The 19,655-nt window shown below is 63.0% G+C and carries 23 protein-coding genes, 1 tRNA gene and 1 pseudogene; 18 read left to right on the top strand and 7 right to left on the bottom strand.

Going from position 1 to position 19,655, the window contains the following annotated elements; all coding sequences use genetic code 11:
- The first annotated feature begins 494 nt into the window (after positions 1–494).
- The gene (locus tag H6844_19270; GenBank protein MCB9931546.1) at positions 495–1,028 is read left to right on the top strand and encodes a hypothetical protein; all 534 of its coding nucleotides are present in this window, start codon (positions 495–497) and stop codon (positions 1,026–1,028) included.
- A gap of 1,011 nt (positions 1,029–2,039) precedes the next feature.
- Entirely contained in the window at positions 2,040–2,498 is a 459-nt protein-coding gene (locus H6844_19275) for a hypothetical protein (GenBank protein ID MCB9931547.1), read from the top strand.
- Between the two features lie 113 nt (positions 2,499–2,611).
- Here H6844_19275 and H6844_19280 read toward each other — a convergent pair whose 3' ends face one another.
- Positions 2,612–2,827 carry a hypothetical protein gene (locus H6844_19280; protein ID MCB9931548.1) on the bottom strand — a complete coding sequence of 72 codons (216 nt, stop codon included), beginning with the start codon at positions 2,825–2,827 and terminating at the stop codon, positions 2,612–2,614.
- On the opposite strand from H6844_19280, the gene H6844_19285 reads away from it, so the two are divergent.
- From H6844_19285 to H6844_19340, 12 genes and pseudogenes are all read left to right on the top strand, one after another.
- Positions 2,826–3,266 carry a hypothetical protein gene (locus H6844_19285; GenBank protein MCB9931549.1) on the top strand — a complete coding sequence of 147 codons (441 nt, stop codon included), beginning with the start codon at positions 2,826–2,828 and terminating at the stop codon, positions 3,264–3,266. The genes H6844_19280 and H6844_19285 overlap by 2 nt on opposite strands.
- 149 nt (positions 3,267–3,415) lie before the next feature.
- The gene (locus tag H6844_19290) at positions 3,416–3,973 is read left to right on the top strand and encodes a hypothetical protein (protein ID MCB9931550.1); all 558 of its coding nucleotides are present in this window, start codon (positions 3,416–3,418) and stop codon (positions 3,971–3,973) included.
- Complete coding sequence (locus H6844_19295; GenBank protein MCB9931551.1) at positions 3,952–4,158, top strand: hypothetical protein; 207 nt, start codon at positions 3,952–3,954, stop codon at positions 4,156–4,158. Before H6844_19290 ends, H6844_19295 begins: the two co-directional genes overlap by 22 nt.
- Positions 4,145–4,474 (top strand): hypothetical protein, encoded by a 330-nt coding sequence (locus H6844_19300; GenBank protein ID MCB9931552.1) that lies wholly within the window; start codon positions 4,145–4,147, stop codon positions 4,472–4,474. Before H6844_19295 ends, H6844_19300 begins: the two co-directional genes overlap by 14 nt.
- Positions 4,471–4,698: a hypothetical protein gene (locus tag H6844_19305; protein MCB9931553.1), complete on the top strand. Its 228-nt coding sequence runs from the start codon at positions 4,471–4,473 to the stop codon at positions 4,696–4,698. The genes H6844_19300 and H6844_19305 overlap by 4 nt, the downstream gene beginning before the upstream one ends.
- An 11-nt stretch (positions 4,699–4,709) precedes the next feature.
- A complete protein-coding gene (locus tag H6844_19310; protein ID MCB9931554.1) occupies positions 4,710–5,123 on the top strand; it encodes a hypothetical protein in 414 nt (137 codons plus the stop codon).
- Between the two features lie 12 nt (positions 5,124–5,135).
- Positions 5,136–5,675 (top strand): hypothetical protein, encoded by a 540-nt coding sequence (locus H6844_19315; GenBank protein ID MCB9931555.1) that lies wholly within the window; start codon positions 5,136–5,138, stop codon positions 5,673–5,675.
- A gap of 128 nt (positions 5,676–5,803) precedes the next feature.
- Positions 5,804–6,166 carry a hypothetical protein gene (locus H6844_19320; GenBank protein ID MCB9931556.1) on the top strand — a complete coding sequence of 121 codons (363 nt, stop codon included), beginning with the start codon at positions 5,804–5,806 and terminating at the stop codon, positions 6,164–6,166.
- Entirely contained in the window at positions 6,163–7,155 is a 993-nt protein-coding gene (locus tag H6844_19325) for a type IV secretory system conjugative DNA transfer family protein (GenBank protein MCB9931557.1), read from the top strand. Before H6844_19320 ends, H6844_19325 begins: the two co-directional genes overlap by 4 nt.
- Before the next feature lie 429 nt (positions 7,156–7,584).
- A complete protein-coding gene (locus tag H6844_19330) occupies positions 7,585–7,800 on the top strand; it encodes a hypothetical protein (protein ID MCB9931558.1) in 216 nt (71 codons plus the stop codon).
- A gap of 11 nt (positions 7,801–7,811) precedes the next feature.
- Positions 7,812–8,174: a hypothetical protein gene (locus H6844_19335; GenBank protein MCB9931559.1), complete on the top strand. Its 363-nt coding sequence runs from the start codon at positions 7,812–7,814 to the stop codon at positions 8,172–8,174.
- 932 nt (positions 8,175–9,106) lie between these two features.
- Positions 9,107–9,703, top strand: a pseudogene (locus H6844_19340) (recombinase zinc beta ribbon domain-containing protein).
- A 482-nt stretch (positions 9,704–10,185) separates the two neighbouring features.
- Here H6844_19340 and H6844_19345 read toward each other — a convergent pair.
- Together H6844_19345 and H6844_19350 are read right to left on the bottom strand one after the other, a co-directional pair.
- Positions 10,186–10,261 (bottom strand) — tRNA-Thr (locus H6844_19345).
- A 272-nt stretch (positions 10,262–10,533) separates the two neighbouring features.
- Positions 10,534–11,229: a hypothetical protein gene (locus H6844_19350; GenBank protein MCB9931560.1), complete on the bottom strand. Its 696-nt coding sequence runs from the start codon at positions 11,227–11,229 to the stop codon at positions 10,534–10,536.
- Positions 11,230–11,580: 351 nt separating this feature from the next.
- On the opposite strand from H6844_19350, the gene H6844_19355 reads away from it, so the two are divergent.
- Positions 11,581–12,537, top strand: coding sequence for a cupin domain-containing protein (locus tag H6844_19355; GenBank protein ID MCB9931561.1), 957 nt, complete (start codon positions 11,581–11,583; stop codon positions 12,535–12,537).
- Positions 12,538–12,550: 13 nt separating this feature from the next.
- Positions 12,551–13,417, top strand: a complete 867-nt coding sequence (locus H6844_19360) for a TauD/TfdA family dioxygenase (GenBank protein ID MCB9931562.1) — start codon at positions 12,551–12,553, stop codon at positions 13,415–13,417.
- Between the two features lie 201 nt (positions 13,418–13,618).
- Here the strand turns inward: H6844_19360 and H6844_19365 are convergent, their stop codons facing one another.
- From H6844_19365 to H6844_19375, 3 genes are read right to left on the bottom strand one after another with little or no spacing between them, the layout of a single operon-like run.
- Positions 13,619–14,413: an N-formylglutamate amidohydrolase gene (locus H6844_19365; protein MCB9931563.1), complete on the bottom strand. Its 795-nt coding sequence runs from the start codon at positions 14,411–14,413 to the stop codon at positions 13,619–13,621.
- Entirely contained in the window at positions 14,410–15,150 is a 741-nt protein-coding gene (locus H6844_19370) for a hypothetical protein (GenBank protein MCB9931564.1), read from the bottom strand. Before H6844_19370 ends, H6844_19365 begins: the two co-directional genes overlap by 4 nt.
- Positions 15,147–15,731 carry an HD domain-containing protein gene (locus tag H6844_19375; GenBank protein ID MCB9931565.1) on the bottom strand — a complete coding sequence of 195 codons (585 nt, stop codon included), beginning with the start codon at positions 15,729–15,731 and terminating at the stop codon, positions 15,147–15,149. Before H6844_19375 ends, H6844_19370 begins: the two co-directional genes overlap by 4 nt.
- 154 nt (positions 15,732–15,885) lie before the next feature.
- Between H6844_19375 and H6844_19380 the strand changes: the two genes are divergently transcribed.
- On the top strand, positions 15,886–17,394 hold the full coding sequence (locus H6844_19380) for a UbiD family decarboxylase (GenBank protein ID MCB9931566.1): 1,509 nt from the start codon (positions 15,886–15,888) through the stop codon (positions 17,392–17,394).
- Positions 17,395–17,780: 386 nt separating this feature from the next.
- Here H6844_19380 and H6844_19385 read toward each other — a convergent pair whose 3' ends face one another.
- Complete coding sequence (locus tag H6844_19385; GenBank protein ID MCB9931567.1) at positions 17,781–18,530, bottom strand: SDR family oxidoreductase; 750 nt, start codon at positions 18,528–18,530, stop codon at positions 17,781–17,783.
- Between the two features lie 193 nt (positions 18,531–18,723).
- On the opposite strand from H6844_19385, the gene H6844_19390 reads away from it, so the two are divergent.
- Positions 18,724–19,572, top strand: a complete 849-nt coding sequence (locus H6844_19390) for a DUF2189 domain-containing protein (GenBank protein MCB9931568.1) — start codon at positions 18,724–18,726, stop codon at positions 19,570–19,572.
- The last annotated feature ends 83 nt before the right edge of the window (positions 19,573–19,655 follow it).

Below are 19,655 nucleotides of genomic sequence, written 5' to 3' on the forward strand. Positions count from 1 at the left end.
GAGAGGTAGTTGGTTGACCATAGCGGAGGCGAGGTCGTCGTTGATTGAAAAGGCGCAGCATCACTTAACCGATTAGACATCGTGATCGTTACAACCACGCTATGCGGGGACGAGAATCCTCGCTCGTGAATGAGTGGTGACACGATTTATGGCGCTGGAACGGGTTCGATACCCCGGAAGCGCTATGAAGCAGGGGGTGAAACGGGGGCGGCACGCCCTCCCGAAGTCGCGGTAGCGACGTAGGGCAAGATGCGCCGTATACGGCGCACATCTTGCCTTCGTCCTTATTTCTGCCTCCGGTCTGTATACAATCTGTATACGGTTCTTTCTGTGTACTACACTCGCCGTCACGCTCGAAGGCGTTTTCGCCTGGTTCGTCATGCGCCGATGCTGCGTCTGTGAAGTTGGAGCCAGCCGAATTCTCGACGCCGCCACTGCTTCTGGCTAAACTCCTGCGATCTTGATCCGGCAGTCGCCTGGAAGGTGGTGAGACTTTGTTCGATAGGATGCTTGCCAATTCGCACCCGGCTCACGCGTTGGAGCAAATTGAGAAAATTCAAAAGGATTTCCTTGAGTTAATCGGTCCCGGTGCGCCGCACATGACCGAAAAACGCATCGACGACACAATGGAAAAAGCCATAAGCGTAAATCCGCCCGGCGCAAAGCGCGTATTCGAACATTTACGTCTTACCCCATATCAGGACCCGATTTATCAAAGGGAACTTTCGGTCTGCGCACGTTTCGTTGTCGATAGCTTCAATTATTATGTCCCTCCAGATGGAATTTCCATCGCAACAGAAGATATGGATATGATTCCATTTTCCTCTATTCACTCTGTGGCTCTAAACGGACTGATAAAGCACTTTGAGTATCTAGAAGGCGTTCCCATTAAAGTTCCGTATATCTTCATTTTTCTCAGCATACGCCGCAGACTGCCTGGATTTGCAGCTTTGTTCGCGGCATATTTCAAAAAAGTATCCCTGCGAGTGACTGGCAGAAAAACGTCGGAGCCGAGAAGGTTAACGTAAAAATTCGATGATATAGAGGGAATCCTACTTATTGCGCGCGAGTCGGTGAAAGCATTTTTATGCGATACGCCTGCGAGTGATGCGGGCATTTTGCGGGGTTTCAGATGACGAGCTAAAGTTTTGCCGGTTGCTGACAAGCTTCGTGCTGGCGCACGAATATTCGCATATAGGGCTGAATCACGGTAACCGGTTCAACGTGGAGACGCCTTTGAATCTTTCGTCATTCCGGCTACAGGATTTGGCGAATGTTCTGGACGAGATGTCCAAGAGAAAGCGGACCAGAGTGCCGATTACCGCACATCGGCTGACCTATTTTTTGGGCATCAGCAGGATGAGCCTGGAGGCGGACCTGCTAGCGTTTTTAGTACTTTCTATGACGCGATCTCGAAGCAACCCGATGCGCAAGAAACGCTTCAGGCGTTCTTCCGCGCGGTTTGCTACTGCATCATGTGGAGTGAAATCAATGAAGCCATTGGAAGAACGATCAAAATGGCGCGAGTGGGCCGAAAATCCAATTTACCATCCGGATTATGCGCGCATCTACGACTTAGAGGAACGCGGGCGCTATCCTTCGGCTTATTCTCGGTTTGGATATCTGATTGAGCGAGCAGAATATGCTCTCAGCCGGAGCATTTTTCGATCTTCAATTCCGAGATAGAGGAAGCAGAACTTATAATGACTCTTTGGCGGCGCATCGTCATTGCCGGTGCAAGCGGCTTGTTTCCAATGATGAGTGAGAACAACGTGGATGCCATTTCTCTTAAAAACAGCTTCGTATGGAATGGGCTTCCCAGGAGCATGAGGGATAGCTTGGGGTATCATGATTATCTGAACACATTCGACGTCGCTGAACTCAAAGACTACGGGCGATAGGCCAGCACATTGCAAAGGCACAACTCAATCAACGACGAAGAAATTTTTTGGTTGGCTTGATGAGCCAAGTGAACGGCTTTTTACACCATCGGATCACGGCTGCGGGAGGCAAGTGGGGCGCTCGCATTTTCCGGGGATTTGAGCGATCTGTCCTCAAGCAATGATAAAATCACCGAAGAGGGCAAGGATTGGTACCAGGCTAACAGGGAAGAAATTTTCAGCGTTATAGGAAATGTGAACGAAGAAGATAAATATGACCTTGCAATTATTATCGCAAATCTGGTACTTAATAAGTATCCATTTGTGATAATCGGGCCGTTATGTGCTGTTTGTACGCTCGATATATTAAATGAACTTGGCCCCATAAGCGAAATACCGGCGCAGGGCGATATTTCCGGTACTGTAATTGAGTTGGGAAAAGGTAATCTTAGGACAATTTTGAAGGTGCGATTACGCGCGAAGGACTCGCTCAGGCAATTTCAGAGGTGCTGGATGATCGTGAGCTATCCTTGCGAGAAGCTGCGGCATTCCTCAGAAAAAGCAAGGGGACCGTTCAAAGCGCAAGGAATGGGACAGCCACAATCGATGTGCAAATAGAGATACTTAACAAACTCGGCTGCACCGTGAACGGCTGTATCTTATACCCTGAGAGAAAATAGACATTGACTGGGTCAAATTTTTGACCCATATATCCCTCGATGCTCCCCGGTTCACGAGACATGCATGGAGGAGATAACGCGATTTCCGATCACTTCATCGCATTTGCTGACGCCCTTGAGCCAATCTGACAATCGGCTCACGGCTCGATAGGTGACCCAAGCGTCCCGCTCGGCAAGTAAGACCAACGCAGGCGCGACATCCCTCAATTCCTGAATTTCCCCATCGCCACCCGTTTGGCGAAACACTGGAGGCTTGCCTAATGTCATGGCCCTTCCTCAAATCAAAAGCCCGAAAGCCGCTGAAACAAAAGCGGAACCTCCTTGCCGCGCCCGTGCGGACGCCAGTGAAATTTTGGCCGGGCTCCGCGCTGTTGTTCTGCCGGAAGCTACCGCGCGCGAAGCGCAGCGCGCTATTCAAGCGATGGAAGCGTGCATCCAGGCCATCGACGCGATCAAGGCTCGCACCGAGGCCGGGCTTTCGGCATTGTCGGCGCGCCGGATCGCGGCGGGCGATCATTTCCGGTTGCTCCAGGCTCACCCATCACACGATCCGCAAGCCCGTCCGGCCCGATATCCTCAAGACGCTGCTGATCATCGTCAGCTTCTGGCTTATGGAAGCCTTGATGGCGGGCGGCGTTCTGATCTCGGGCGGCAAAGTCGATGTCGCTCCGGGCCTTGCCTACGGCCTTATATTTGCGGGCGTTAATATAATCGTCGGCGTCCTGACCGGCTTTCTGGGTCTGCGCTACCTTTCCTACCGCGAGCCCTACGATGTGTTTGCCGCCTCCGAGCGCCGCGCCGATCCGGCGCGCGGGGCTCATCCGAGGCGCTGCCAAACTCGGCACCCTGGCGGGTGTGGCCGCCGAAGCCGTCCTAATCTTTGCCGCAGCGCGTCTGCGGGCGCTGGGCTCGCATGAAGGCGTCTTCGAGTTCTCAGAAATCGGCGCGCTGGCCACGTATGATGACTCACTCTCTTTGATCATCACTGCCATCGGCACCTGCTCGGCCATTTTGGCGATCCGTGAGGGCTATGTGGGCCTGGCCGATCCGATCCCCGGTTACGGCGAAGCTTATGAGCAGGCAACCGGCACAATCGCGGCGGCGGGCGAAGAGATGGCGGATACCGCCATCGATGCGATTGAGGAAGCCGCCGAGGATGCGCTGGAGGACGCCGAAGACGCGCTGGATGAGCTTTTAGAAGCGCCGCGCGAGGCTGAAGAGCAGTTCCTGGAGATCGCAGGCCGGATCGATGCCCACAACAACGCTGTAACCGGCGCGCGCGAGGAAGCCAGAAAGGCGGGCGCGCGCAAGGCATCGGATTTTGGCTTTGTCCAGGGTGCTCCGCTCCCAAGGCCAACGGGTTCGATGCGGCGGCCTATGAGGCGCTGCTCATGCCCCGGATCGATCATCTGATTAAAACCTGCCGCGCCCATGGCCGCGAAGATGGCGAGCCGGTGCGCGCGGCCATCGCCAGGCTCCAGGCGGCAAGGTCTGAAGCCGTTAGCGGCGTGAATGCGGCCTTGGCCGCGTTCGAAGCTCAGTTCCCCAATCTCGATCTGTTGCTTGATGAAGAAGGAGATTCCGATGGCACGCAGTAATCGTAGACGCACCCGTCCTGCTCGCGGTGGACGCAAGGGTCCCAAGCGTGGCGGCTCCAACAAGCTCGTCAAGATCGTCGCTCTGGTGGCCCTGCCGGTCATGGTGCTTGGCGGCGGCGGTTATGGCTTTATCCAACGCACACAGATCGAGCAGATCAGCGCCGAGTATTGCTATCCGCGCCCCCAACCAGGCGCAAACCGCAATCTTCCTGGATTATTCGGTCAATCCGAATCTGAGCGCGGCGCAGCGGCGCGATCTGGTGAACGCGCTGGAGCGGGCCTACTCAGAGACCCCCTGTCAATGGCCGGATCATGATCTTCACCACTGCGAGGGATAGCACGGGCTCTATCGCCAAGCCGGTCTTCGTGATCTGCCGCCCGGCTTCGACTTCGTTCGAACAGGCAGCCATCGGCGCGCCAGAGACCACGGGTCCGCGCCTTGCCCACATCGCCGGGGAAGCCAATGCGCATTTCCATGAGGCTGTGCAGCGTATCCTGGCAGAAACCCAAGATGCGGATAAGACGGCCAGGAAAGCCTGATCCTTTCCAGCGTGCGCGCAATCTCGCGCTATTCCGGTTTCCAGGGGCGGGACCGGCGCTTTGTTTGGCTATCGGATGGGCTGGAGAACTCCGGAAACCGCCGCCTTCGGCATGAAGCGCGGCGAGATGCCGGGCTTGCGAGCTTCGCCAAGCGCGCCGATTACGACCTGATCCGCCCTGATGCCCTCACCGGCATGGATGTGACTGTCTTGTTGGTGGAGTCGCTGACCCTGCCGCAGCCGGGCCTTGAGTTTGTCACCCATGACGAACTGCGCCGCTGGTGGCCCGCGTTCTTCGAGGCCAATGGCGCGGCGCGCGTGCGCCTGGAGCGTCTGCGCCCGGTCAACGGCTCATGGTGGCCATTCATCCCTGATACCGGGCGGCTGCCGCCGCCCGGTCCTACACCCCACGATTTTATTGAGTAAGGAGATTTGGCGATGAAGCCTCTTCCCATTGATCTCCAGGAGATTGGCATCGCGGTTGTAACGGCCTGCGGCTTTGCCAGTTCGACCTGGGCCTTCCGCGCGGCGCTCGCCAGCCATGAGCAACGCTGGACGATTATCTGGACCGCAAGCGCCTTCGCCGCGCTGATGGTTAGCTATATCCCGTTCCTGATCCTGCTTAGCCGCTCGATGTCTGCGGCCATCGTTCTGACCGGCATGATCGGTCAGATGCTGGCGCTCGGCATTGCCTTTGCCTTTTACGGCGAACCGATCACGCCCATGCGCGCCCTTTGGCCTTGCTGCCGCCTTCATCGCGGTGCTGGCCTTCTCGCTGCCGACGCTGACCAAGGCATAGAGGGGGCGGGCATGTCACTTTCCAACAATGCAAGCGGGTTTGCCCGCGCCTTCAACGGTGTGGCCGTCATTGCCGCCATCGCCGGGACAATCTTTGTCACGCCGCAAGTATGGCCGTTGGTGGAGATGCCGATCTGGCACGCACTGCTTGATCTCTACTCCTATGAGACGGCGGGCTGAGCTGCACCTGGCGGCGAAGATCGCCGCCTGGCCGCTCATATTCTGCGCCATCCGGGTTTGCCATCTCGGCGCTCTTCACCGCGCTCTCGGCCTGCTGGCCGTGCGCCGGGCCATGTGAGGGCAATGCCATGATCGACTTCCAAGAACACAGGTTTGGCTCGGCGGGTTTTGCGGACCGCGCCATGCGCAAACGCGCGGGGCTCTATAAGCGCGCCGGGGCCTATATCGGGCATGATGAGGCAGGCCGCGCCTGCTTTGCGGACGGCCAGGCCGCTATCCTGTTATGCGGTGGCGCGCGTAGCCTGAAAGGGTCTCTCGTCATCCCATGGCTGGTCGATGGGCACCTGAAGGATAAGAATGGTGCTCATCATATCATCGCGCTTGATCTCAAGCGTCAGGACACGGTCATCGCCGCCCAGCAAGTGTCTCACGGGCGGCTTTGCTTTCACTTCAATCCCGCGGGGCGGCGGGGATGCCTTCTCACCACATGAACCCTTGCGAGCCCTTCAAGCCAGGGTTCGCCTTTGCTTGTTCCGGTGCGCTGCTCTTTGGTCAGAACTGGATAACCAACACCGATCCGCGCGCGGCGTATTTCGAAGGCATGGCCCAGAAACTGGTCACCGCGGCCATCGTCACAGAAACGACGCGAGCGAGGTTTCGTCACCTTGCCGAACCTCGCGGACCGGATGGCAGGGCTCTCGGCAGTACCAGTGAGGCCTGGCTTTCCTTTGAGCATGCCATTTCCTGCCAGCCAGAGCCGCAGATCGCCGAGGTGGCGACCATGCTGCAAGAGCAGCGCGCCAAGGAGAGCGATACGGGCGGCTGGTCAGCCATCAAGAACGAGATCAGCCGTAGCTTCTCACCAATCATGGATACGCAAATCCGCGAAGCGCTCTCTCCGCCCTTCGATCTCTCTTTCGAGCGTTTGACCGAGAGCGATTGCCCGCCCTGCATGGTCTCCATCATGGAGGATTTGGAATATGCGGAAATGACCGCCCCGGTCATCCGGGCGTTGTTCACAGCCGCGTTGATCGCCAAGCGCCGCGCGCCGATGAGCGCGAGGCCGCAATTCTGGTGCCTTAACGAGATAGCGCATTTCCTTTGGCCGATGGCGGAAAGCTTGGCAACCATCTCCGCAGGGTTCGGCATAAGGACCGCCTATGTGGTCCAGTCCACGCGCCAACTTGATAACCTCAAGAAGGGTGCAAGCGAGATCATTCCCCAGAGCCTGCGGGTGCAGATTTATCTCGGCACAAGATCGGTCGATCAGGCCAGCCTGATCTCGCGCCAGCTTGGCAAGATTACGCTGTCTTATGATGATGTCAGCGCCCAGGAGCGCGCCCGCGCCGCCAGATCGAAAGCAATGCTGGATATGGTGAATGGCGGCGATCCGCTCGCCTCCATGCTGAGCGCCGCCCATCAGGGGCCGCCTTGCGCATCAAAAGGCCAAGATGGCGCGCGATCTTCGCAGCCCCGATGAGGTGATCAACACCGATATGGGCCGGGCCTATGCATTTCTGCCAGGCGTGCTCGAAAAGCCCTTTTTCGCGAAAAATCCCGCGCTACTGGACCCGGCGGGACCTTGCAGGTTCTTACCTGGGTGATCCTTTTCACTCCAGGCCTGGCACGGTGGAGATCGCCACGCGTTGGGGGCAACGCCACCGCAAGGTGATTACCGAGGATGCCCCGCGAGAGCTTCGAGACTGGCCGCAATACCGAGATAGCGGTCAGTGGTCCTTCGCGAAGGGATTTAGGCCATGACACGACGTAGGAGTGGCGCGCCCAATAACTTCCCGCGTGAAGGGCAGCACATCCAGTCACGCGCGATGCGCTGGATAAGATTGCCGCCACGCGGCCCACACTCAATGTAGAGCGTCATTACACTATCAATGGCGAGGTGGAAGTGGCCGTGCATTCGAACCTCAATGCCGAGCGCGAGGCCGCGATCACGACCGGAGAGCGGCGGCTGGCGAGCGCCTCGCAGGCACTGCGCCATGACTTCAAAAAGCAGCCCGCCAATGCGCGCGCGGATTATGTTCGCCAGCAAAAGCGCTGCGCCAGCACTGGCAAGAGCGCCAGCGCGGCAAACCCCATACCCCATCCCGATAACCCAAGGCTCAGATGAAGGAGATATCCATGAGCAATCAAACCCAAGCCCAGGACAATGCGCAGGGCAATTCCCAAGGCAATTCCCAAGTCCGGCAAACACCGATTGAGACCCACCGCGATGGACGCATCACGGCTGCCATCTGGGCGAATGAGGGTGAGCGCGGACCGATGTATAACGCCACGCTCTCCTACAGCTATCAGGACAAGGAAGGAACTGGCGCGATACATCCTCCATCCCCGGCCATGAGCCTCTTAAAGGCTGGCCGGTTGATGGAGATGGCCTATGCCTCGGTCCACCGGCTGAAGGAGCAGGACCGGGCAAAATACGTCCAGCAGCAGCAAGGCCAAGCCCAGCAAGCGCAAGGCCGCGCTCAGCAACCCTCTCGCTGATCACGGCACAAAATAAAAACCTTCCCTTCACAAGTGAGCCATAATCAAGTAATGTTCTTGTTATGTTCTCATCAATGAAGGGGAAGACAAAGACGAAGACACACGCTTAAAAAAGGAGGTCTGACGTGGAGATAACCACGCGCAAAGATATAGGGCAGCAATCCGCTCCGGTTCGTAAATCCCTGACGCTCGATCTGTCCTATTACGAAGATCAGCTCGACGATCCGGAGCCTGGATGAGCAAGCCCGAGAAGACATCCTGATAGCGCTGTGGACGATCATGTGCTGCTTCGTTGATCTCGGCTACCGGCTTGAGCCCGAACAAAGCTGTGGACAATTGCCAATTGCTCCGGCTGTCAGCGCAAAAGCTTCGGACGATCCGGTAGACCTCAGGGGACCATCAATCATCAGCAAAACACTCGCCGAGGCGTTTGCCCTGGCAGGAAGGGAGGAGATATGAGCGTCAATACGAAACGTATCGCTACAGCAAAGGAGGCGTCCGAGCAGAAGGCCATCATTTATTGCCGGGTGTCGAGCAGAAGCAGAGCAGCGATGGAGCGGGCCTTGAATCCCAGGAGCATCGCTGCCGCCAATATGCGATAGAGCGGGGCTATGAGGTCGAGGCTGTCTTCCCCTGATGATGTCTCGGGCGGCGGCGATTTTATGAACCGGCCCGGCATGGTCGCGCTGCTTCGCCTATCTGGAAGCCGCCAAGGATACCAGCTTCGTCATCATCTTTGATGATCTCAAGCGCTTCTCGCGCGATATCGAGTTTCATAAAAAGCTGCGCCGCACTCTGACGCCCATGGCGCGCGCCCTGAATGTCTGAACTTCCGCTTTGAAGATACGCCCGAGGGCGAGTTCATCGAAACGATCATCGCGGCCCAGGGCGAGCTTGAGCGCAAGCAGAACCGCCGCCAGGTGCTTCAGAAGATGAAGGCACGTGTTGAGCAGGGTTATTGGGTGTTCCGCACTATCCCCGGCTATCGCTATGTGAATGCCAAGGGCGGGGGCAAGGTGCTGGTGCGCGATGAGCCCATCGCCTCTATCGTCCAGGAAGCATTAGAGGGCTTCGCCAGTGGGCGCTTCTCAACGCAGAGCGAAGTCCAGCGATGGCTGGAAGATCAGCCCGAGTTTCCGATCCAGAAAGCCTATGGCGGCATTCGTCTTCAGAAGGTCACCGACATGCTCACCCATCCGCTTTATGCCGGGTGCGTGCGCGCGCTCGAATGGGACGTTCCTCTCCGTAAAGGCAATCACGAGGGGCTGATCTCTTATTCCACCTTTGAGCGCATCCAGGAGCGCTTAAGCTCGACGGGCTATGCGCCCGCGCGGAAGGATATCGGCAAGGAGTTCGCGCTCAGGGGCTTTGTGTGCTGCGCGGATTGCGATGCGCCGCTTTATTCCAGCTTCTCGAAAAGCGCGACCGGCAAGCGCTATCCCTATTACCTTTGCCAGAACAAGGCATGCGAGTCCTATGGCAAGTCAATCCGCCGCGACAAGCTGGAGGGGGAGTTTGTGGAAGTTTTGAAGCGGATTAGCCCCAGCAAGGCATTGCTCAATGTTGCTCGGGCCATGTTCATGGATGCATGGCAGCAACGCAGCGAGCAGGTTAAAGCCGCGCGCGATTCCCTTCGCCATGAAATCTCGGAGTTAGAGGCCAAGCTCAATGGCGTTCTCGACCGGCTGGCAGAGAGCGAGAGCACGGTCGCAATGAAAGCGTATGAGCGCAAGGCCGAGCGTCTGGAGCGCGAGCGCCTGCTGGCGCATGACAAGCTGGAGCGGATGGCAAAGCCGAATGCAGGCGCAGCAGAAAAACTAGAACTCGCGCTGATCTTTCTCTCAAATCCTTGGAAAATATGGGAAAAAGGGGATCAGAGCATGCGCTCTACGGTGCTAAAACTGGCCTTTGCGGACCGTCTGGCCTACTGCCGAAAAACAGGACCTAGAACTCCCAAAACCACCTTGCCGTTCAAGGTGTTAGGGGGTGTTCCAGGGGGTGAAATGTTGAATGGTGCCGCTTGTCAGACTCGAACTGACGACCTCCGCATTACGAATGCGATGCTCTACCAACTGAGCTAAAGCGGCTCACCAATCGAAACATAACCCTACGGGTTTTCCGGGTCGCTGGCCAGCCCGTTGGCGTCCAACCGGGTTTCGGGCCGCTCCGCGATTTGCGGAGGAACCGCCCTGCCAACCGGGCCGCTGCGACCTGTTCCAGGCGCGTGTCTTAGCCGCCCCGACCGCATTTGGCAACGGCAGTTGAGCCGCGACGTTTGCGCCCCAAGGCGCAGGACGGGCCGCGAGCGACCCGTCCCGGAGGCTTCGTGCCGGGTTCGCGCGTTCAGGCGTTGCGGCGGTCAGGCGTGGCGCCGGCGCAGGGCGACAATCCCAAGCAGTCCGCCGCCCGCCAGGGCCAAAATGCCGGGCGACGACACCGCCTGCGCCTCGGGGCCGGACGGCAGCGGTACGGTGGGCGGCTCGATCGCCGGGCCGGAGGGCGGTGCGATGCCCCAGAAGCTCACATGCGCGATGTTAACCGGCTTGCCCTTCTTGTCGACCAGCAGGTTGTCGGTTCCGGCCGAACCGGCGATCTGGCCGTTGATGTCGAAAATGGCGAACGCGTCGCCGGCCTTGATCGACAGATAGGCCAGGGTCGCGCTGCCGGCATAGCTCCAGTCGAACGCGGTCAGCTGGCCGTGGCCGGACGTTGGCGTGAGGGTGAAGCCGTTGGAGGACGAGCGATTGAGTTCCCCCGAGACCGAGGTCAGATCGACATAGCGCCCCAGCACATGGTTCAGGGCCGCCTCCACATCCGCCTCCTTGTCGTTCGGGCCGGTTTTGAACGTGCCCGCGGGCGTGCCCGGGAATGCGTTCGGGTCCAAGCCGCTGAACTCGGTTTTGTTGTCGACGGTGCAGGTCAGCGACCCCGTTCCGAACGGGGCGTCAACGCAGGCATTGAGCGCGACGGCCCCTGCCGAGCCGCCGGCGGCCGCGCCGATCGCGGCGGCAACGATGACGGTCCGCACCGCACAACGCAAAGGGTTCCACATCATGTCTCTCCAACTTTTGATATAGTTTTTCTATGTGGCGTTTATCTAGAATTGCTTTTGGAAAGATTCAATGAAAATTATTCAAAATTTTTGGACTGAACAAATACGGTAAAATGTTATGGTAAAAACAATGGCGCGACAAAACCGCAAATAACCGTAAGTTTAAACACTTCGCAACGAAGTGAACGGAACTGGTCGCCGAGTACCTCTGCGCGAAGCGCCCCTGTCATCGCAGCCTGCGGCAGAAACGGGGGCGCCGGCGCCCGGTGAGGGATCGCGCTGCTGCTTGCCATCCCACGGGCAAGGTGCAACAGTTTTGGCCGCCTTCCGTTCGACCAAAGGAGCATCCTGCCGATGCCTGACGCCGCCCTGCCGCAGTCGATCGGCGACCTGCCGGCGCAGACCGCCGCCCAACCCGCCAATCCGGCCCAGGCGCGCGCCCGTTTCTTCAACACCGGCAACGCCTTCAACGTGATTCTGCCGCCGGTGCCCGACAAGGCGTTTACCGAGGAACCGGCGAAGGCGCTGGCCAGCCAGACGCCGACCGGCCTCGTCGCCTGCGATGTCTCGGACGCGATGCAATGCCCGTTCCCGGCCACTTCGCCCTTCGTCCTGGCCTATTACGGCAAGGTCAGGGCGGGCGAAACGCTGACCACCGACTTCAACGCCACCGGCGTCGTCGGCTATGGCATCCAGGGGTCCGGCACGCTCGTTTGCGGCGAGGAGACGGTGGAGTGGGGGCCGGGCGACCTGTTCGTGCTGCCGGGCGGGGTGCCGCACGCCTACACCGCCGGCAGCGAGGATGCGGTGCTGTGGCTGGTCACCAACGAGCCGCAACTGGCGTTCGAGCATTTGCGGGCGCCGGCGCCGGGCGCCGCACCCACCGGCGTCGTGCACTATCCGGCGGCCGAGATCGAGCGCCAGATCGGCATCATCGACAGCGTCGGCCGGAACGAGGAAGAGGCGGGTTCCGCCCTGATCTTTTCCTCCGACACCAACGAGGCGAGCCGCAACGCGCTGCCCACCCTCACCGTGGCGATGAATTATTTGCCGCCGGGCATCACCCAGCGGCCGCACCGGCACAATTCGGTGGCGGTGTCGCTGGTGATCCGGGGCGAGAACTGCTTTTCCACCATCGACGGCCGGCGCAAGGACTGGGCGCCCTGGTGCACCACGATCACGCCGCCGGTCAGCGTGCATTCCCATTCGAACCATGGCAGCGAGCGGGCCATGTTCCTGATCATCCAGGACGGTGGCCTGTATTATCACGGCCGCACCATGGGTTTCGAATTCACCGAACAGCCGGCATGAGGGAGGTTTCGCCATGGCGCTCACCGTCACCCCGGTTCACCCCTGCATCGGCGCGGAGGTTTCGGGCCTCGACCTGACCCGGCCCGTTTCCGACGCGGACCTGGCCGACCTGAAACAGGCTTGGCTGCAACACAAGGTGCTGGTGTTGCACGACCAGCCCGTCACCGATGCGCAACACGTGGCTTTCGCCCGCCGCTTCGGCGAGTTGGAGGAGCACCACCAGAAGATCATCAAGGACGCCTCGCTGCCGGAGATCTTCAAGGTCTCCAACGTGGACGAGACCAACCGCGTGCGGCCGCCGGATTCCGACGTGATGACCCAGCTTTTGCTCACCAAGATCTGGCACACGGATTCCAGCTTCCGTCCGGTGCCCTGCATGGGCTCGATCCTGCACGGCATCGAGGTGGTCGACGAGGGCGGCCAGACCTGTTTCACCAACATGCAGGCGGTGCTGGAGGCGCTGCCGGCGGACCTGCTGGCCCGGATCGCGGGCCGGCGCTGCCGCCACGACTTCGCCAACCTGAACCGCATCGGCTCGAAATACGAACCGACGGCCGAGGAAAAGGCGGCGATGCCGCCGGTCTGGCAGCCCATGGTCTGCCGCCATCCGGAGACGGGCCACAAGTCGCTGTTCATCAGCCCGATCTACAACGACGCCGTCGAGGGGCTGGATGCGGCGGCGGCGAAAGACCTGCTGGACCGGCTCTACGCCATCTGCTCCGAACCGCGCTTCGTCTACGAGCACACCTGGAAGCCGCACGACATCGTCATGTGGGACAATCGCTGCACCATGCACCGCATCCTGCCCTACGATCCGCACGCCCGCCGGGTCTCGCACCGCACCACCATCGTCGGCAGCAGCCCGGTGCTGGCGGCCTGAGGCGGCTTGAGAACACCCGGGATTGCGTCCCACCCTTCCCCTTTTGCCCCCTCTCCCGCGCAGGCGGGAGTCCATGCCTGAGTGCTTCCCACAAAGTCTGGACTCTGGGATTTGGCTCTCCGGCATGGGTCCCCGCCTGCGCGGGGATGGGTATGGTTTTTCGCTTCGTCCGCTCCCAGTGCGGCGGGGAAGAGCGCGTCCCTACAGCACCCGTGCCACGTCCGGGCAGGCGCGAAGCGCCGTCGCCAGGCGCGCGGCCCAGAGCCGGACGCCGGCCGCCTCGCGCAGCAGGTCGTTGCGGAATTCCAGCATGATGTGCGGCAGGCCGGGTTCGGCCGCGTGCACCTGGGCGCTGAAGCCGGTGCCGCCGCGGCCGGTATAGGGCTGGTTGTCGCCCAGCCGCTCGCCCAGGGTCTGCCCGAGGAAGTGCAGCAACGGCGCCGCCAGCCGCTCGTCGCGGTCGTAGAGAATGCCCACCTGCCACGGCCGGGGCGAGCCGTCTGCCATGGCCGGGGTGAAGCTGTGCACGAACACCAGCACCGGCGACGGCCCACCCTTCGCGGCCTGCGCCTCGCAGAGGCGCCGGCGCTGGGCGGCGACGGCGCGGTGGAAGGGCCAGAAGCAGGCCTCCTGCCGCGCCCGCCGCGCGGCTGCGTCCAGGCCGATATTGGCCGGGATCGGGCGCGCGTCGCTCTCCTCCGGGATCGAGCCCGGATGGGCGAGCGGCCGGTTGGCGTCGATCACCAGCCGGGAATAGGTCGCCACCACGGCCGGCGCGGCAAAGATCGCCGCCAGCCGCCGGGTCACCGCCTCGGCGCCGATGTCCCAGCCGATATGGTCCAGCAGGTCGGCCTCGGCGATGCCGAGCCCGTCGAGCGCGGCCGGAACCCGGTGTCCGGCGTGCTCGCAGACGAACAGCAGCGGCACCGGCGAGGCCGGATTCAGGACCGTGTAGGGCGGCGGGTCGGCAGGCGAGAGCAGGGCGGTGCGGTTCATAGCGGGTCGCAGGCGGCAAGGACACGGAAGCGCGGTTCATGCCATGGTTGCGCGGTTTTGGCCAGCCAGGCCGCCCGCTGTTGCCGCACGGCCCGGTTGTCGGCGTGATCCAGGACGAAGCGCTCCAGCGGCTGGTCCGGCGCCAGTGCCGCGCGCAAATACTCCTGCATCTCCGCCTGGGCGAGCGCCCGCCAGCGCCGGCCCTCGGCCCGGATCCCGGCGAGCGCCACGGGTTCGCCGGCCGGTGCGAAGGCGCCGCTGCGGGCGACATAGACCAGGGCGCGGGGCAGGCGGCCGCTGTGCTCGCCGAGCAGCGGCGCCTCCAGCACGCCGAAATCGTAGCCGACGCCGATGGCCTCGCTGCGGTGCATGGCCGGCAATTGTGCCAGTGTCAGCCACGCCACCGACACCGCCACGCGCATGCCGGGGCAGGGGGCCAGCGTTGCCGGCACGGCGCCATAGCCGGAGAGGCGGGCCGCATGCACCGCGTCGAAGCCTTCCAGCCAGGCGGCCTCGACCGGGATTTCCGCCGCACCCGGATATTTGCGCGCCAGTTGCTCCGGCGCCCGGTTCGAGCCATAGCCGATCACCGGCACCCGCCGGCCATGCGCCCCGCGGCCGGGCGGCCGGTAGGGCAGCGCCCGCCCGTCGCGGAACAGATAGGAGCCGGCCGGCGCCGCATAGGGATAATCCAGCGCCCGCGCCAGGGCGTCGGTTCGGTCCGGGGGCCGGCTCATGCGCCGGTTTCCTGGCGGTAGGCGGCCTCCAAGCCATCGGCATGGGCGCGCAGCGCGGCCATCAGGGTCGGGTCGAACTCATGGGCGATGCGGTGCAGGATCGTCATGGCCTCCTCGTGCGCATGGGCGGGGCTGTAGGCGCGGGGCATCCGGATGGCATCATAGACATCGACCAGGCTCACCAGCCGGGCTGCCAGGGGAATGGCGGTGCCGGCCAACCCTCGGGGATAGCCGGACCCGTCCCAGCGCTCGTGGTGATGGCCGGCAATCGCCACGGCCAGGGGCGAATCGCCGGCCTCTGACAGCCGGGCGGCACCGTCGCCGGCATGGCAGCGAAACCGCTCGCGTTCCGCCGGCGTCAGCGCGTCCGGCTTGTCCAGCAGCGCGGGCGGCAGGGCGAGCTTGCCGATATCGTGCAGGCTGGCCGCGCGCGCCAGGTCCGGGCCGAACTGCGGCGTCAGGCCGGCCGCCTCGGCCAGCCAGGCGGCGAACCGGCCGACCCGCAGGCTGTGCCGCCAGGTGTCGGCATGGTGGGCCGCCAGGCGGGAGAGCAGCGGCGAGGCGGGGGCCGGATCGGGCAATCGGGCTGTTCCTTTGGCCGCGGCATCGCGCCGGGCGCTTGGCTTTGGAGGTGGCAATAGGAAGTGGCATTAGGGCAGAACCCATTGTAAGGGAACCGGCGCGGAAAAGTCCTAACCCGCGCTTCGCCGTTTCCCGGAAAGGCAGACCGACCCCGTGGCCTACCGCTCCCTTCGCGAATTCCTGACCCGGCTCGAAACCACCGGCCGGCTGGTGCGGGTTTCGGCGCCGGTCTCGCCGGTGCTGGAACTGACCGAGATTCAGACCCGCCTGCTGGCCGAAGGTGGCCCCGCGGTGCTGTTCGAGAATGTGCGGCGCGAGGACGGCGCCAAATACGCCATGCCGGTGCTGGCCAACCTGTTCGGCACGGTCGAGCGCGTCGCCTGGGGCATGGAGCGCGAGCCGCACCAGATCCGCGAACTGGGCGAGACCCTGGCCTTTCTGCGCCAGCCGGAGCCGCCGGGCGGCTGGCGCGAGGCCATGGGCATGCTGCCCATGCTGAAAACCGTCATGACCATGAAGCCGCGCACGGTGTCGAAAGCTCCAGTGCAGGAGGTGGTGCTCAAGGGCGACCAGATCGACCTGGCGGCCCTGCCGATCCAGACCTGCTGGCCGGGCGAGCCGGCGCCGCTCATCACCTGGCCGCTGGTGGTGACCAAGGGGCCCGGCACGCGGCGCGAGGACGACTATAATCTCGGCATTTACCGCATGCAGGTGACGGGGCGGGACACGACGCTGATGCGCTGGCTGAAGCACCGCGGCGGCGCCCAGCATCACGCCCGCTGGAAGTCCGAGAAGCCGGAGCCGCTGCCCGCCGCCGTGGTGATCGGTGCCGACCCCGGCACCATCCTGGCGGCAGTGACGCCGGTGCCGGACACGCTCAGCGAGTACGCCTTTGCCGGCCTGCTGCGGGGCGCCAAGGTCGATCTGGTCGACTGCAAGACCGTGCCGCTGAAAGTGCCGGCCGACGCGGAAATCGTGCTGGAAGGCCATGTCTCGCTCACCGACTATGGCGACGAGGGGCCGTATGGCGACCACACCGGCTATTACAACCAGGTCGAGCGCTTTCCGGTGTTCACCGTCAGCGCCATCACCATGCGCCGCGACCCGATCTATCTCTCCACCTTCACCGGCCGGCCGCCGGACGAGCCGAGCGTGCTGGGCGAGGCGATGAACGAGTTGTTCATTCCGCTGTTGCAGCAGCAATTCCCCGAAATCGTCGACTTCTGGCTGCCGCCGGAGGGCTGCTCTTACCGGATCGCGGTCGTGTCGATGAAGAAGGCCTATGCCGGCCACGCCAAGCGGGTGATGATGGGGGTGTGGAGCTATCTGCGCCAGTTCCTCTACACCAAATGGGTCATCGTCGTGGACGCGGACATCGACGCCCGCGACTGGAAGGACGTGATGTGGGCGATTTCCACCCGCATGGACCCGGCCCGCGACGTGACCATGATCGAGAACACGCCCATCGACTATCTGGACTTCGCCTCGCCGGTGAGCGGGCTCGGCTCGAAAATCGGCCTGGACGCCACCGACAAATGGCCGGGCGAGACGACCCGCGAATGGGGCGTGCCGATCCGCATGGCCGACGACGTGGTGCAGCGCGTCACCGAGCGCTGGAAGAGCTACGGCCTGCCCGGCAGCGGCCGCCCGATCTGGAAATAGCCCCTATCCCGCAGCCTGCGGAGCGGGCATGTGTTTCCCGGAGCCTGCGGAGCGGGCATGTGTTTCCCGGAGCCTGCGGAGCGGGCATCCGGGATCGCTTGCGGCTTGCGAACACGGGAGTTGCCGGTGTTCGATGAACCCGGCCGGCCCCGGCTCCCCGCTCCGCGGCGGCCGGGGAACACCAGTGCTGAAGGCACCGAACCGTGCTGTTTCCCCGAGCTTGCGGCGCGAGCGGCTCTCCTCTCCCCCTTCTCCCGCGGAGGCGGGAGCCCATGCCTGAGACGTCCCCCCAAAGCCCGGACTCTGTGGGGAGCGCTCAGGCATGGACCCCCGATCGCGCCGGGGGAGGGGAAAATACACCGAATTGGCCGCTTTCTCCCTTGGCCTCACCCCAACCCCAGACCGCCGTCGACATGCAGCACCTGGCCGGTGATGTAGCCGGCATCCGGGCCCAGTAGAAAGGCGATGGCCGCGGCCACGTCGTCCGGCTGGCCGAGGCGGCCGAACGGCACGCGCTCGGCCATGGCCCGGAACTGCTCCGGCGTCAGCGCGGACGGCATGCCGGCGTCCTTCCGGATATAGCCGGGCGCCACCACGTTCACCGGCACGCGCCAGGGCGCCATCTCCGCCGCGAACGCCCTGGCCAGAGCCTCCAGCCCGGCCTTGGCCTGGGCGCTGGCCGGGAACAGGTTGCCCGCGGGCGGAAAGCGGTGGGCGACGAAGGAAGAAACCGCCACCACCCGTCCCCGGTCGCTCGCCTGCAACAGCGGCTGGGCGTTGCGGATCAACTGGAAAAAGGCGTCGGTGATGCCGGCATGGTTCCGGCGCACCGCGTCCGCCGGCAGGTCCGCCACCCGCCGGTTGTCGGAAAAGCCGGCATTGTGCACCAGCCAGTCGAGCCGGCCGCCGCAGGCTGCGACCGCCGCCGCGCACGCGGCCGGCTCGGAAAGGTCGCCATAGGCCGTCTCGGCCTCGGCGCCGGCGGCCCTGACCGCGTCGGCCACCGCCTCCAGCCCCTGGCGGTTTTGGCGGGTGTGCAGGATCAGGCGGAGACCGGGCTGCGCCAGGCGCCGGGCCAGGGCCGCGCCGATGCCGGAGGCAGCACCGGTGATCAGGCAGGCGGTGGAGACAGTCATGGCAAACACTCGTTTCGGATCGGCGAGGTAGGGGCAAACGGGATGGCCGCGCGCCATCACAGTCTCGTAAAGTGACAAAAGCGCACAGCGTCCTATATGATAGCGGTTACTGGCAGGTCTCGGCAGGGTGCGGGGCAGCCATTCGATGGCGCATTGCCGGGGCCGTGCCAAGGCTTCACGCGGAGGTGTGACCATGGCTCATATCAAGAACCCGTTGGAGTGGACGGCGGCCGAATTCGGCAGTGCCGCCGGTCATGTGAGGGGCGCCACCCGGTCGGTCTATGGCAGCGAGGCGCCGCCAACCCTGCGCCGGATCGCCGTCGGCGATCTGCGCGACGCGCTGCGGCGGGGTTTCGACGACTTCGCCGCCTGCCGCACGGACGTGATTTTCCTGTGCCTGATCTATCCGCTCGCGGGCCTCGTTCTGGCGCGGTTTGCCCTGAACCAGGCCTTCCTGCCCTTGCTGTTCCCGCTTGCCTCCGGCTTTGCGCTGCTGGGTCCGGTGGCGGCGGTCGGGCTCTACGAAATGAGCCGCGAGCGCGAACAGGGGGTGCGGGTCAGCTGGGCCCATGCCTTCGGCGTGACCCGGGCGCCGTCCTTCGGGGCGATCGTCGTCCTCAGCCTGATCCTGCTGGCGCTGTTCCTGGCCTGGCTGGGCGCGGCCGTGGTCCTGTACGCCCTGACCCTCGGGCCGGAGGCGCCGGCCTCGCTCTCGGCCTTCGCAACCGACGTGTTCACCACGCCGGCGGGCTGGGCGATGATCGGTATCGGCGTTGCGGTCGGCTTCGTCTTCGCGGTGGTTGCGCTGGCGATCAGCGTCGTCTCCTACCCGATCCTGCTGGACCATGACGTCGGGCTGGCGACCGCCATCGGCACCTCGGTCCGCGCAGTCCGGCAGAATCCGCGGACCATGGCGGTCTGGGGCCTGATCGTCGCCGGCGGCCTGGTGCTCGGCACCATCCCGGCCTTTGTCGGCCTGATCGTGGTGCTGCCGGTGCTGGGCCACGCCACCTGGCACCTCTACCGCAAGCTGGTGGCGTAGCGGGACGAGGGGCGTCGGTCTGCGGAGGCTCCGGTTTCGCCCGGCCTTCGCGTCGTGCCGCTTCCCCGGCCTTGAGCCGGGGG

Source organism: Alphaproteobacteria bacterium (assembly GCA_020638555.1).
Lineage (GTDB): Bacteria > Pseudomonadota > Alphaproteobacteria > Bin95 > Bin95 > JACKII01.

Coding starts and splice junctions, on each gene's coding strand:
- H6844_19390 (MCB9931568.1), top strand. CDS start 18,724: ATGGCTCATATCAAGAACCCGTTGGAGTGGACGGCGGCCGAATTCGGC.
- H6844_19365 (MCB9931563.1), bottom strand. CDS start 14,413: ATGAACCGCACCGCCCTGCTCTCGCCTGCCGACCCGCCGCCCTACACG.
- H6844_19285 (MCB9931549.1), top strand. CDS start 2,826: ATGGCCCTTCCTCAAATCAAAAGCCCGAAAGCCGCTGAAACAAAAGCG.
- H6844_19385 (MCB9931567.1), bottom strand. CDS start 18,530: ATGACTGTCTCCACCGCCTGCCTGATCACCGGTGCTGCCTCCGGCATC.
- H6844_19300 (MCB9931552.1), top strand. CDS start 4,145: ATGGCACGCAGTAATCGTAGACGCACCCGTCCTGCTCGCGGTGGACGC.
- H6844_19320 (MCB9931556.1), top strand. CDS start 5,804: ATGATCGACTTCCAAGAACACAGGTTTGGCTCGGCGGGTTTTGCGGAC.
- H6844_19325 (MCB9931557.1), top strand. CDS start 6,163: ATGAACCCTTGCGAGCCCTTCAAGCCAGGGTTCGCCTTTGCTTGTTCC.
- H6844_19335 (MCB9931559.1), top strand. CDS start 7,812: ATGAGCAATCAAACCCAAGCCCAGGACAATGCGCAGGGCAATTCCCAA.
- H6844_19305 (MCB9931553.1), top strand. CDS start 4,471: ATGATCTTCACCACTGCGAGGGATAGCACGGGCTCTATCGCCAAGCCG.
- H6844_19295 (MCB9931551.1), top strand. CDS start 3,952: ATGCCCCGGATCGATCATCTGATTAAAACCTGCCGCGCCCATGGCCGC.
- H6844_19370 (MCB9931564.1), bottom strand. CDS start 15,150: ATGAGCCGGCCCCCGGACCGAACCGACGCCCTGGCGCGGGCGCTGGAT.
- H6844_19280 (MCB9931548.1), bottom strand. CDS start 2,827: ATGACATTAGGCAAGCCTCCAGTGTTTCGCCAAACGGGTGGCGATGGG.
- H6844_19360 (MCB9931562.1), top strand. CDS start 12,551: ATGGCGCTCACCGTCACCCCGGTTCACCCCTGCATCGGCGCGGAGGTT.
- H6844_19355 (MCB9931561.1), top strand. CDS start 11,581: ATGCCTGACGCCGCCCTGCCGCAGTCGATCGGCGACCTGCCGGCGCAG.
- H6844_19350 (MCB9931560.1), bottom strand. CDS start 11,229: ATGATGTGGAACCCTTTGCGTTGTGCGGTGCGGACCGTCATCGTTGCC.
- H6844_19315 (MCB9931555.1), top strand. CDS start 5,136: ATGAAGCCTCTTCCCATTGATCTCCAGGAGATTGGCATCGCGGTTGTA.